Here is an 11,838-nt window from a genome sequence, read left to right as displayed (position 1 = left end):
AGATCGGGGGCGGCGCTCCGCTTGCCCCCGATCTCTCGCTCTTAACCGCGCATCACCCTGCTTTTCAACGCCGTGGCCAGGCTCGGCGCCAGCGGCAACTGCGGCAAAAGAATAGCCTGGTACGCATGATAAAGGTCGGGCTTGCCCGGCCAGATCTCCCCGGCCGGCTGCTGGTCTACCCCCAGTTCATGGTGCCAACTGCCGTGTTGGCGGTCGATCAGGTAAGCGTCTATGTAGTCCCAGAACGTCCGATACCAGGTTTCATAAACCGGCTCGGCGGTACGTTGCAGCAGGGCCGCCGCGCCTGCGGCCGCTTCGGCGAGCGTCCAGTGCAGGCGCTGGCGAACCACCGGTTTGCCATGCCAGTCCAGGGTATAAACGATCCCGTCGGCGCCATCGGCATGCCAGCCCAGTGCTGCGGAGGCAGCAAACAGGCGCCGTGCGTCTTCGCACAACCAGGCGGGCGCGGCCAGGCCTGCAAGCGGCAGCGCCGCTTCCAGGTGCAACAACAATCGCGCCCATTCAAAGCCATGGCCCGGGGTTTGCCCATAAGGGCGAAAGCCGTCGTCCGGTTTGCTGACGTTGTAGTCGGGCAACGGCTGCCACTGCGCATCGAAGTGTTCCACCGGCAGGTCGTTGGCCTGGCTGATCTGCTGGTGAATCACCTTGTCGCTGATCGCCAGGGCACGCTTCAACCATTTAGGGTCCTCCAGCACATCGGCCAGGGCCAGAAACGCTTCGGTGCCGTGCATATTGCTGTTGCCGCCACGGTAGGCCTCGCAATCGCTCCAGTCGCGGGCGAAAGACTCCAGCAAGGCACCTTCGCTGTCACTCCAAAAGTGCCGTTCCAGCACATCGACCGCTTGGTCCAGCAACGTTTGTGCTTGGGGCCGCCCGGCAGCGACCGCCGAGCTGGCGGCCAGGGCGACGAAGGCATGGCGGTAGGCCGGCTTGCGCAAGTCGCCGTCGGCCCCTTCGGGGCTGGCGAACCAGCCACCGAATTCGCCGTCACGCAGTGGCCCCAGCAGCGCGGCCAAGCCGTGATCGACCAACAAGCCACAGCCGGGCAGCCCTTGCAGGTGGGCGAGGGCGAAGCTATGCACCATGCGTGCGGTGTTCATGGTATCGGCCAAGGCGTCGGCGGGCAGTTGGCCGTAGCGGTCGAGGCTGCCGAAACCCACTGGCAAGCGTGAGGCTTTGGCGAAGTCGAGCAATTGCTGGCCTTGGCTGTTGAGCCAGGCGAGGTGGGCAGTGGAACTGAGCCAGCTGCTAGATGCGTACTTATTGTTATTCATTGCCGCGAACGTCTCGATAAGCAAATCGTTCGGGCAGTGTAGAGGTTTGCGCGACGCTGTCGAAGGGCTATGCCGCCAGTCTATGGGGCCAAGTGGCGCTAGAGTGTTAAAGAGTGCCGGTTTTTTCTAGGGACAGACCTGCACTCCCAGGCCAACCCGCCGTCCAATGGCATGTTCCCACCCCACAATAATGAGGCGAGCCATGAACGCTGCAACCGTACCTGATAAGGATACAGACCCGTTCGATAACGAAGGCAACGAGGACCCAGGCTCCTTACCGCTTAAAGACGCGACGGTGCCGTTGCTTGAGGAGGAAGAAGACGAGGACGATGCTGACGAGCAATGAGCTGGCCAAGGTTGGGCGGCGGGCGCCGCCCAACTGGGTTTACTTGGTGGCGACAGCGGGAATGTCGTCATCCGACAGCTGTTCTTCCATATGCTGTTCGATCTGCTCCAGGGATTTACCGCGGGTTTCTGGGACCCAGCGCAAAACAAACAGGAATGACACGACGTTAATGCCGGCAAACAGCAGGAAGGTATTGCTGCCCAGCCGCTCCAGGGCCATCGGGAACATAAACGCCACGAAAGCGTTGCACAGCCATTGGAAGCACACCGCGATGCCGGTGAGCACACCGCGCAAATGCGAAGGGAATAGCTCGGACATCAGCAACCAGTACACTGGCGAGATAAACGTCTGCATAAACAGCAGGAACATCAGAATACACCCCAGGGCCAAGTAACTTTGCACCAGGTTGGCGGGCAGTAGCTGCAAGACCAGGCACAACGATATTTGCGCAACTACCACGAACGCCAAGCCGATCATCAGCAACGGGCGGCGCCCATGACGCCCCACCAGCCAAATGCCGATCAGGGTCGCAATCACAGACACCACCCCGTTGCTGATGGTGGCAGTGAGCGCAGCGCCGGTGCCCATGCCGGTGGATTTAAGGATGATCGGGGTGAAATACATAAACGCGTTGACGCCGGTCAGTTGTGCGACAAAGCCAAGGCCCATACCGATCAACAGCAGCTTGCGGATCCAGGGCTCACCCCAGATGCTGGCAAAGCTGGCTTCGGCACGTTCGACCTTGCTGGCGTCGATAATTTCTTTCATCTCTTTATCGACTTGCTGCGCGCTAGTGCGCAATTGCAGCAACACCGCGCGGGCTTCGTCGAAACGCCCCTTGGCCGCCAGCCAGCGGGGTGATTTGGGCACAAAGTGCATGCCGATCCACAGCAGCGCTGCGGGGATCAACGCGACCGCGAGCATGTAGCGCCAGACATCCGGGGTGTTGGCAAAGTGGGCCAGCAATGCGTTGCAGCAGTAAGCCAGCAGTTGGCCGCTGACGATCATCAGCTCGTTCTGGCTCACCAAGCGTGCGCGTCGACTGGGCCCAGCCATTTCGGCGATAAACATCGGCACGGTGGCCGATGCGCCGCCCACGGCAATCCCCAGAATAAAGCGCATGCCCACCATGATCGAGATGGACGGCGCCAAGGCCGAGCCCAGGGCGCCGATCATAAAGAGAATGGCCAGGGTTTTCAGGGCAGTCAGGCGGCCGTATTTGTCCGCCAAGTGGCCGGCGAACAGTGAGCCCAATGCTGCGCCCAGGATCAACGAGGAGGCCACCAGGCCCTCGGTGAAGGCATTCAGGCCGAGCCCGCCTTGGTCGGGCGGCAGGGTCATGAAGGGCAGGGCACCGGAGATGACGCCGGTGTCGTAACCGAAGGCCAGGGCACCCATGGTCGCAATGATAGCGACCTGCACCACCAGGCGCCCGGGCGACATGTTCGTCGTGTACGGCTGGTCAGAAGGGCTGGATTCAGCCGCAGGGGGTGTCGATTCGCTACTCATGAGGGTTTCCTTGTCAGATCGTGCGGGCACTGGCGTGCCTCACTCCAGCTTGTTCAAGGGGGTTTGAAGGCCTCTAGCGCGGATCGTTCAGCGACTTTTTGGCAGCGCGCAGGAGGGAGAAGGCGGGTAATACGGCTCCAGCCCTCACGGGACAAGGCCTTTAGCGGAATCGATTAAGCGCAATGGCTCGGAAAAATCTTGCAACATTTACGCAAAAAACCCGGCGCATAGGGCCGGGCTTGATGCTGTAGCGTCTGCGCTGAGATCAACGCGCGTGCTGGTTGTCTTCGTTGGGGAAGTGCGAACCGGCCTGCGCCACGCCGTTTTGGCCGGGGGCATTGAAGTCAGCGTTTTTAGCGGGCTGGGCGAAGGCGCTAGTGGCGAACAAAGAAAATACAACGCTAAGCAATAAAGTACGTGTCATGACAGTAACCTCTGGATGTCTTGGGTATGGGCTCAATTCTACCCTCGAGCTCGCATAGCGGAAGTGCATTAGGGCGATGACAGTCATTGATCAAAATGATGATTGCAGGCCATATGATGGCTCTGCCCATCAGGCGCCGCCTTGCTGTCGCCTCACCGCACCCTGCGCTATGATCGACGCCACCGAACCACTGTGGTATCCACAGCAATGACGCTGCAACCGCCTACCCGCGCCGCGCGCAAACCACAAAGCCTCAGGCAAAGCCTGATCGATGAACTCTGCAGCATGATTGGCGACGGGCGCCTGACCCCAGGCGACAAGTTGCCCACTGAAGTCGAGCTAATGGCCCATAGCGGGGTTAGCCGTTCGGTGGTGCGGGCTGCATTGTCGCATTTGGAAGTGTCGGGGTTGGTCGAGATTCGTCGGGGTATCGGCTCGTTTGTCCTGAATACGCCGGGCTCGGCTGTGGCGCGCCTGGCACCGGCCAGCGTGCGCACGCTGCAAGACACGGTGGCTATTCTTGATGTACGCATGAGCTTCGAAGTCGAGGGCGCAGGGATTGCCGCATTACGCCGCAGCGAGGCGCAACTGCAGGCTTTGCGCGAGGCCCTCGGGCGATTTGCCCAGGCCAACGATACCAGCAGCTCGTTGATTGGTGACTTCCAGTTCCACCTGCAGCTGGCTATGGCTACGCAAAACCGCTATTTCACCGATATCGTCAGCCATTTTGGCACCAGTATGTTCCCCCGGGCTCGGCTTAATACGGTGGCCATTGCCCGTCTCGATCGCCAGCAAAAGCACGAGCGCTTGGTGCGCGAGCATGAGGACATCTACCTCGCCGTCGCCCGCCAGGACGCCGATGCTGCCCGTGCGGCGATGCGTATTCACCTGTCCAATAGCCGCGCGCGGGTGCTGCGGTCCCATCCTGGAGCGGTTTGACCGTTTGACGGTTACCGTTGGGGGATCGAAGAGCTCGGGGGCAAGACCCCCTCCTACGAGCGTGTGTGTCGCCGAGCGTAGCAGGGGGTCTTGCCCCCGAGCTCTTCGAAACCTCACATGTAGTACGACAACCCACTCCCGAGAATTCCCACCATATAGCTCTCAAACTCGCCGCTAGAGCCACCGCCCACCCAAAAAATAAATCCAAACCCCCATAGAATTGTGTGCAGTTGTACGATAACGTAACTGAAGTTCTGGCGCAGACCAAAACTGTTGACCCGCATAAAAATAACGAGTGGGAGTACATCTGCATGCAAGCCGTGAAACCAACGCGTGTGCGCTATCTGATTCTGTTGCTGTTGTTCCTTGTCACCACCCTCAACTACGCCGACCGGGCGACCATTTCCATTGCTGGCTCCAGCCTGCAAAAGGACCTGGGCATCGATTCGGTCATGCTCGGCTATATCTTCTCCGCGTTCGGTTGGGCCTATGTGCTCGGGCAAATCCCCGGTGGCTGGCTGCTGGACCGCTTTGGCTCGAAGAAGGTGTACGCCTGGAGTATTTTCACCTGGTCGCTGTTCACCGTGCTGCAGGGCTTCGTGGGCTACATGCCCATGGCCAGTGCCGTGATTGCCCTGTTTATGCTGCGGTTTCTGGTGGGCGCGGCCGAGGCGCCGTCGTTTCCGGGTAATGCCCGCATCGTCGCGGCCTGGTTCCCCACCGCCGAGCGTGGCACGGCCTCGGCGATCTTCAACTCTGCGCAATACTTCGCCACGGTGCTGTTCGCCCCGCTGATGGGCTGGATAGTCCACGCTCTGGGCTGGGAACACGTGTTCGTGGTGATGGGCGTGCTGGGTATCGTGTTTTCCGGGTTCTGGCTGAAGTACATCCACAACCCCAAAGAACACCCGATGATCAACGCCGAAGAACTCGATTTTATCGAGCGCAATGGCGGCCTGGTCGACATGGAAAAAGCCGATGGCGCTAAATCCGGCCCCAAGTGGGGTTACATCAAGCAACTGCTAAGCACCCGCATGATGCTGGGCGTGTACTTGGGCCAGTACTGCATCAACGGCATCACCTATTTTTTCCTCACCTGGTTCCCCGTGTACCTGGTGCAGGAGCGCGGCATGACGATTCTCAAGGCGGGCTTCATCGCCTCCTTACCGGCCATCTGCGGCTTCATTGGCGGGGTGCTCGGCGGGGTGATTTCCGACTATTTGTTACGCCGCGGCCACTCGCTGACTTTCTCGCGCAAATTGCCGATCGTCTGCGGCCTGTTGCTCTCCACCACCATGGTGTTGTGTAACTACGTGCAGGCCGACTGGATGGTCGTGGGCTTTATGGCCTTGGCCTTCTTCGGTAAGGGCATTGGTGCCCTGGGTTGGGCCGTGGTGTCTGACACCTCGCCCAAGCAGATCGCCGGTATCAGCGGCGGGCTGTTCAATACCTTCGGCAACCTGGCGTCCATCACCACACCGATCGTGATTGGTTACATCATCGCCGCCACGAGTTCGTTCAAGTACGCGCTGGTGTATGTCGGGGCCAACGCTTTGCTGGCGGTGTTCAGCTACCTAGTGATTGTCGGCCCGATCAAGCGCGTGGTATTGCGTGACGAGCACGGCGTCGAGCTGAGCGACACACCGGCAAAACTGGCCAGTAGTCCTACCTGATAGCCCCGCCTGGCGTCGGCGCAGATCGCCGCCAGGCACCTGATTAGCCTGAAAAATATAAGAAGGGCCGACCTATGACTTTGATCGAACATGCCGACTCCCCCCGCTATGTGCGCCTGCACCCCGCCGACAATGTGGTGGTGGTAGTCAATGACCAAGGGGTTGCCCAAGGCAGCCGCTTCCCCGACGGCCTGACGGTAATCGAAGGTGTACCGCAGAGCCATAAAGTCGCTACCGTGGATATTGCCGAGGGTGGCGAGGTGCGCCGTTATGGCCAGGTGATTGGCTATGCATTGCAGCCCATCGCCCAAGGCAGCTGGGTCAAGGAAAACCAACTGGCTATGCCCAGTGCGCCGCCTTTGGATAGCCTGCCCATGGCCGACGCGGTGCCGGCGCCGCTGCCCGCGCTGGAAGGCTACACCTTCGAAGGCTATCGAAATGCCGACGGCACCGTGGGCACGCGCAACATCCTCGGGATCACCACCACCGTGCAGTGCGTGACCGGGGTGCTCGACCACGCCGTGAAAAAAATCCGCGAAGAGCTGCTGCCCAAGTATCCGAACGTCGACGACGTGGTGGCGCTCACCCACAGTTACGGCTGCGGCGTGGCGATCAATGCCCGCGATGCCTATATTCCGATTCGCACCGTGCGCAACCTGGCGCGCAACCCAAACCTGGGGGGCGAGGCGCTGGTCATTGGCCTGGGCTGCGAAAAGCTTCAGGCCGGGCAGGTGATGCACGAAAACGACAGCTCGGTTGACCTCAGCGAGCCTTGGTTGTACCGCTTACAGGACTCCAGCCACGGTTTCAGCGAGATGATCGAACAGATCCTGCAGCTGGCCGAAGCACGCTTGAAAAAGCTCGACCAACGCCGCCGAGAAACCGTACCGGCGGCGGAGCTGATCCTGGGCATGCAGTGTGGCGGCAGCGACGCTTTTTCTGGTATCACCGCTAACCCGGCGCTGGGCTTCGCGTCTGATCTGTTAGTGCGCGCCGGGGCCACGGTGATGTTTTCCGAAGTCACCGAGGTGCGCGATGCCATCTATATGTTGACGGCCCGCGCGCAGACGCCCGAGATCGCCACTGAGTTGGTGCGGGAAATGGACTGGTACGACAAGTACCTGGAAAGCGGTGAAGCCGACCGCAGCGCCAACACCACCCCGGGCAATAAAAAAGGTGGGTTGTCGAACATTGTGGAAAAATCCCTGGGCTCCATCGTCAAGTCCGGCAGCAGTGCCATCAGTGGCGTACTGGGCCCTGGCGAACGCTTCAAAGGTAAAGGCTTGATCTATTGCGCGACCCCAGCCAGCGATTTCGTCTGTGGCACTTTGCAATTGGCTGCCGGGATGAACTTGCACGTCTTCACCACCGGCCGTGGCACGCCTTATGGCTTGGCCATGGCGCCGGTGGTCAAGGTCTCGACCCGCACCGAGTTGGCCGAGCGCTGGCCCGACCTGATCGACGTCGACGCCGGGCGTATCGCCACCGGCCGCTCAACCATCGAAGAACTGGGCTGGGAGCTGTTCCATTACTACCTGGACGTAGCCAGTGGGCGCAAAAAAACCTGGGCCGAACAGCATAAATTGCATAACGACATTACGCTGTTCAACCCCGCGCCCATTACCTGAACCCACTCAGGTCTGCAGGCTGTCGAGCACTTCCTGGGCCGCGCGGAAGGCCTCCTGCGCGGCCGGCACGCCGGCATACACTGCGCAATGCAGCAGGGTTTCACGGATCTCCTCGGCGCTGCAGCCGTTGTTCAGCGCCCCGCGCACGTGGCCTTTGAGTTCGGTCGGGGCCTTCAGCGCGGTCAAGGCGGCGAGGGTGATCAGGCTACGGGTTTTCAGGTCCAGGCCAGGCCGGGCCCAGACACTGCCCCAGGCGTGATCGTTGGTGAAGTCCTGCAAGGGCTGGCTAAACGCTGTGGCGTTGCCCAGGGCGCGGTCAACAAAGGCGTCGCCCATCACTTGGCGACGTATTTCAACGCCGGCTTTTGGGGTGTCGACCATACTGAATCACCTCGGTGGGGTAGGGGAAAGCCCACTATAGCCATGAACGCAGCCGCCGCAAACGCGCCCACTAGCGCTTGACCTATTGGCAGCCTCGGCAACCTGCTACCATGGCGCCTCCCCAGCCCCAACTCTTCCAGGCCGCGTCTTCAGCGCTCGGCTTGCTCTCGCGTTTTCGAGGTTTTTAATGTTGTTCCCCATCCTTCTGTTGTCAGCCGCAGGTTTCACCGTGCTGACCACGGAATTTGTCATCGTTGGCCTGCTGCCAGGCATCGCCCGAGACCTGCAGGTCTCGATACCTCAGGCGGGCCTATTGGTCACCTTGTTCGCTTTCACCGTGGCCTGTTTCGGTCCGTTTTTAACGGCCTATTGCGCACGGTTCGAGCGTAAGCGGCTATTTATCGGCATTTTGCTGCTGTTCGCCCTGGCCAATGCTCTGGCGGCCGTGGCCCCGAACATTGGGGTCATGGGCTTGGCCCGCTTGATCCCCGCCCTTGGCCTGCCGGTGTTTTGGGCCTTGGCCAGTGAAACGGCGGTGGACATCGTCGGGCCGGAGTTCGCCGGCCGGGCCATTTCCAAGATCGGCTTTGGGATTGTCTGCGCCACCGTGTTTGGTATTCCGGTGGGTACGATGATCGCTGATGGGTTTGGCTGGCGTGCCGCGTTCTGGCTATTGGCCTTGCTGTCGTTGGTTAAAGCATTGCTGCTTTGGTTGTACCTACCCGTCACGCCGGTGAAGTTCGACCAACGTTCGTTGCGCCAGCAATTCGGCATCCTGCGTAGCCCGCTGTTGCAGGGCCATGTGCTGCTGTCGATCTTGGTGTTCTGCGGCATGTTCACCGTTTACACCTATCTGGCCGACATCCTCGAACGCCTGGCCGGTTTCGACGGGGCCCTGGTGGGCTGGTGCCTGATGGGGTTCGGTGCGGTCGGCCTGATCGGCAACTCCCTGGGCGGGCGCGCGGTCGACCGCCACCCGCTGCTGGCCTCGATGCTGTTCTGTGGGGTGATGGTGGTCGGCATGGTCGCCCTGGTGCCAAGCCTTCATTCGCCCGTGGCTTTGGCGGTGGCCATGACGCTGTGGGGCATTACCCAGGCGGCGTTGTTTCTGGTCAGCCATGTGCGCTTGATGAAAGTCGCCCCGCAGGCGCCGGCCTTCGCCGCGTCCTTGAACATCGCCGGGGCCAACCTGGGGATCGGCTTGGGTGCCATCGTCGGCGGCCGCATCATCGACAGCCTGGGCCTGGCCAAACTGGGCTTCGCAGCGGCGGGGTTCATCGTGTTAGCCATTGCCCTGGCCATGCTGTTGATGCGCCGGGGTACGGCGGTGTTGTCAGTTGAATAGCTCGCGACGCGCGCCCTCGGTGATCGCCACGATCCCCGGATGCTTGACCTTGCGCTCCACCGAGATCGCGTAGAACGACTCGGTGACCGCCTGGGTTTGCCCGATCAGCTGTACCTCGTTATGCCGCGCCACCTCCTCGGCGATCACGCTAGGGGCAATGAAGATGCCGCTGCCCGATTGCCCGAATGCCTGCATCAGCGCGCTGTCATCGAACTCCCCGACGATCCGCGGGCTGATCTGCTGCTCGCCGAACCAGCGCAACAGGCGGCTGCGCACTACCGTTTCCTGCCCGGGGATCAACAGCGGCGCGCCGTCCAGACATGCCGGAAAATCACGCCCATAGCGCTCGACCAGCGCGGCGCTGGCAAAAAAACTGACGCCGCACTCACCCAGTTTCTGGCTATAGCCTTTGATGTCGAGATGGCTGGGCATGGGGCTGTCGGAGATGACCAGGTCCAGGCGCTGAATCGCCAGGTCGGCCAGTAGCCGTTCCAGTTTGTCTTCTCGGCAGGTGATGCGGATTGGTTCTGCCAGCTCCATGGTCGGCGCGATCAGGCGATACACGATGGACTTGGGCACCACGTCTGCCACCCCCACCCGAAAGGCGATCTGCTGTTCTTTGGGTTGTGCGCGCAGCATGCTCTCCAGTTCATTGCCCAACTGGAACATCTGCTCGGCATAGGGCAGGGCCTGGCGTCCAGCCTCGGTCAGTTCCAGCTGACGGCCGCTGCGCTGAAACAGGTCAATGCCAAAGGTCTGTTCCAGCAGCGTGATCTGCCCGCTGATGGTCTGCGGGGTCAGGTTTAGTTGTTCACCTGCACGTACGACGCTGCCGGTTTTGGCTACCACCCAAAAGTAATGCAACTGTCGATAATTGAGCATGATCTTTGCCGATTCGTAAAAACCGAAGTATAAACCCTAAAAATACGAATTTTCCTGATTGATTCATTTCTTTAGAATCCAGCGCTATCAATAAGCCATCTGTTTGAGACAGGCTATTCTGAAGAGGGTGACCATGAATTATTACCAGAAGTTACTGGGAATCGCGTTACTGGCAGGCTCCGTCGCTGGGCTCAGCGGCTGCGACCAGGCGGAAAAATCGGCGCAAAGCCTGCTGAATCAAGCCAGTGAGACCGCTAAACAGGCTATTGACCAGGGTAACAAGGCCGCCCAACAGGCGCTCAATGAGGCTAACCAGGCACTACCCCGGCTGCAGCAGGAAGAAAAGAATACGAGTGAAGCCCGGAACGAAGAGACACCTCGGGAAATCTGACTAAATCATTGGCGTAGGGCAGGAAACGATTGATGGAATACCTCGTAGAGTTGGCTTCAAGCCCCACGGCGTGGGTGGCACTGGTCACATTGGTGGTGATGGAAGTGGTATTGGGGATCGACAACCTGATCTTCATCTCCATCCTGACCAACAAGTTGCCTAAAGAGCATCAGGAAAAAGCTCGGAAAATCGGTATCAGCATGGCATTGGTACTGCGCCTGGGCTTGCTCAGCACCGTGGCGTACATCGTGCAGCTGACTCAGCCGGTATTCGAAGTGTTCGGGCATGCGTTTTCCTGGAAGGACATGATCCTGATCGCCGGTGGTTTGTTCCTGCTGTGGAAGGCGACCAAAGAGATTCACCACAGCGTCGATGCTCAAGTGCACCCCGAGGAGCAGGCTGGCGCGTCTAAGGTGAGCCTGGGCTTCGCTGCGGCGATCGGTCAGATCCTGATGCTCGACCTGGTGTTCTCGGTCGATAGCATCATTACTGCGGTCGGCATGACCGAGCACTTGCCGATCATGATCATCGCGGTAGTGGCTGCTGTATTGGTGATGCTGCTGGCGGCGGAACCATTGGCCAAGTTCATCAACGACAACCCGACCGTGGTAATGCTGGCCCTTGGCTTCCTGATCATGATTGGTATGACGTTGATCGCAGAAGGCTTTGGCGCCCATGTTCCTAAAGGCTACGTCTACACCGCCATGGCGTTCTCGGCGGCCATCGAGTGCTTGAATATCTGGTCGCGCAAGTCGCGGCAGAAAAAAGCCTTGGCCGAAGAGCAGGCCCATAAGGTGTAATCGCTTCACCTGGACCGACAAGGCCGCCTTTAGAGGCGGCCTTTTTTATTGCCAGAGTTACATAAGATGTAGTCAGTGCGCGGCGGCGTGCCGAGTGGGCAGCGCACGTTGCGGCTTCGCAGCAGTCGTCACCGGGTGGTGACGCCGGGCGATCCGCAGTACGCCCCAAAGCATGGCGCAAGCCACCGCTAACCACGCGCTAATTAACATGAACAAAATCATTGC

At 60.1% G+C, this 11,838-nt stretch carries 12 protein-coding genes; 7 read left to right on the top strand and 5 right to left on the bottom strand.

Annotated features, from left to right (window positions below; genetic code table 11):
- Positions 1-41: 41 nt before the first annotated feature.
- A complete protein-coding gene (locus tag QCL65_RS16320; RefSeq protein WP_407310463.1) occupies positions 42-1,295 on the bottom strand; it encodes an AGE family epimerase/isomerase in 1,254 nt (417 codons plus the stop codon).
- A gap of 202 nt (positions 1,296-1,497) precedes the next feature.
- Here QCL65_RS16320 and QCL65_RS16315 point away from each other — a divergent pair, with 202 nt between their 5' ends.
- Positions 1,498-1,641, top strand: a complete 144-nt coding sequence (locus tag QCL65_RS16315) for a hypothetical protein (RefSeq protein ID WP_407310461.1) — start codon at positions 1,498-1,500, stop codon at positions 1,639-1,641.
- Positions 1,642-1,680: 39 nt separating this feature from the next.
- On the opposite strand, the gene QCL65_RS16310 is transcribed toward QCL65_RS16315, so the two are convergent.
- Complete coding sequence (locus QCL65_RS16310; RefSeq protein ID WP_407310459.1) at positions 1,681-3,150, bottom strand: sugar porter family MFS transporter; 1,470 nt, start codon at positions 3,148-3,150, stop codon at positions 1,681-1,683.
- Between the two features lie 265 nt (positions 3,151-3,415).
- Entirely contained in the window at positions 3,416-3,574 is a 159-nt protein-coding gene (locus QCL65_RS16305) for a hypothetical protein (protein WP_407310458.1), read from the bottom strand.
- A 207-nt stretch (positions 3,575-3,781) separates the two neighbouring features.
- Between QCL65_RS16305 and QCL65_RS16300 the strand changes: the two genes are divergently transcribed.
- From QCL65_RS16300 to garD, 3 genes are all read left to right on the top strand, one after another.
- The gene (locus tag QCL65_RS16300) at positions 3,782-4,513 is read left to right on the top strand and encodes a FadR/GntR family transcriptional regulator (RefSeq protein ID WP_407310456.1); all 732 of its coding nucleotides are present in this window, start codon (positions 3,782-3,784) and stop codon (positions 4,511-4,513) included.
- A gap of 311 nt (positions 4,514-4,824) precedes the next feature.
- Positions 4,825-6,186, top strand: a complete 1,362-nt coding sequence (locus QCL65_RS16295; protein WP_407310454.1) for an MFS transporter — start codon at positions 4,825-4,827, stop codon at positions 6,184-6,186.
- Between the two features lie 74 nt (positions 6,187-6,260).
- Positions 6,261-7,814 carry a galactarate dehydratase gene (gene garD, locus QCL65_RS16290; RefSeq protein WP_407310452.1) on the top strand — a complete coding sequence of 518 codons (1,554 nt, stop codon included), beginning with the start codon at positions 6,261-6,263 and terminating at the stop codon, positions 7,812-7,814.
- Positions 7,815-7,820: 6 nt separating this feature from the next.
- On the opposite strand, the gene QCL65_RS16285 is transcribed toward garD, so the two are convergent.
- A complete protein-coding gene (locus QCL65_RS16285) occupies positions 7,821-8,195 on the bottom strand; it encodes a carboxymuconolactone decarboxylase family protein (RefSeq protein ID WP_407310450.1) in 375 nt (124 codons plus the stop codon).
- Between the two features lie 187 nt (positions 8,196-8,382).
- Between QCL65_RS16285 and QCL65_RS16280 the strand changes: the two genes are divergently transcribed.
- Positions 8,383-9,540 carry an MFS transporter gene (locus QCL65_RS16280; protein WP_407310448.1) on the top strand — a complete coding sequence of 386 codons (1,158 nt, stop codon included), beginning with the start codon at positions 8,383-8,385 and terminating at the stop codon, positions 9,538-9,540.
- Here QCL65_RS16280 and nhaR read toward each other — a convergent pair.
- Positions 9,529-10,422 carry a transcriptional activator NhaR gene (nhaR, locus tag QCL65_RS16275; RefSeq protein ID WP_407310446.1) on the bottom strand — a complete coding sequence of 298 codons (894 nt, stop codon included), beginning with the start codon at positions 10,420-10,422 and terminating at the stop codon, positions 9,529-9,531. The two genes, QCL65_RS16280 and nhaR, sit on opposite strands and share 12 nt — an antisense overlap.
- 133 nt (positions 10,423-10,555) lie before the next feature.
- Between nhaR and QCL65_RS16270 the strand changes: the two genes are divergently transcribed.
- Together QCL65_RS16270 and QCL65_RS16265 are read left to right on the top strand one after the other, a co-directional pair.
- A complete protein-coding gene (locus QCL65_RS16270; RefSeq protein ID WP_407310444.1) occupies positions 10,556-10,813 on the top strand; it encodes a hypothetical protein in 258 nt (85 codons plus the stop codon).
- 32 nt (positions 10,814-10,845) lie between these two features.
- Entirely contained in the window at positions 10,846-11,613 is a 768-nt protein-coding gene (locus QCL65_RS16265; RefSeq protein WP_407310442.1) for a TerC family protein, read from the top strand.
- Positions 11,614-11,838 lie beyond the last annotated feature (225 nt).

The sequence above is a fragment of the Pseudomonas sp. nanlin1 genome, assembly GCF_045571515.1.
Classification (GTDB): Bacteria; Pseudomonadota; Gammaproteobacteria; order Pseudomonadales; family Pseudomonadaceae; genus Aquipseudomonas.
Note: the sequence above shows the minus strand (reverse complement) of the source record. Positions and strands in the feature narration are given on the sequence as shown.

Coding starts and splice junctions, on each gene's coding strand:
- QCL65_RS16310 (WP_407310459.1), bottom strand. CDS start 3,150: ATGAGTAGCGAATCGACACCCCCTGCGGCTGAATCCAGCCCTTCTGAC.
- garD (WP_407310452.1), top strand. CDS start 6,261: ATGACTTTGATCGAACATGCCGACTCCCCCCGCTATGTGCGCCTGCAC.
- QCL65_RS16300 (WP_407310456.1), top strand. CDS start 3,782: ATGACGCTGCAACCGCCTACCCGCGCCGCGCGCAAACCACAAAGCCTC.
- QCL65_RS16265 (WP_407310442.1), top strand. CDS start 10,846: ATGGAATACCTCGTAGAGTTGGCTTCAAGCCCCACGGCGTGGGTGGCA.
- QCL65_RS16305 (WP_407310458.1), bottom strand. CDS start 3,574: ATGACACGTACTTTATTGCTTAGCGTTGTATTTTCTTTGTTCGCCACT.
- QCL65_RS16320 (WP_407310463.1), bottom strand. CDS start 1,295: ATGAATAACAATAAGTACGCATCTAGCAGCTGGCTCAGTTCCACTGCC.
- QCL65_RS16315 (WP_407310461.1), top strand. CDS start 1,498: ATGAACGCTGCAACCGTACCTGATAAGGATACAGACCCGTTCGATAAC.
- QCL65_RS16295 (WP_407310454.1), top strand. CDS start 4,825: ATGCAAGCCGTGAAACCAACGCGTGTGCGCTATCTGATTCTGTTGCTG.
- QCL65_RS16280 (WP_407310448.1), top strand. CDS start 8,383: ATGTTGTTCCCCATCCTTCTGTTGTCAGCCGCAGGTTTCACCGTGCTG.
- QCL65_RS16285 (WP_407310450.1), bottom strand. CDS start 8,195: ATGGTCGACACCCCAAAAGCCGGCGTTGAAATACGTCGCCAAGTGATG.
- QCL65_RS16270 (WP_407310444.1), top strand. CDS start 10,556: ATGAATTATTACCAGAAGTTACTGGGAATCGCGTTACTGGCAGGCTCC.
- nhaR (WP_407310446.1), bottom strand. CDS start 10,422: ATGCTCAATTATCGACAGTTGCATTACTTTTGGGTGGTAGCCAAAACC.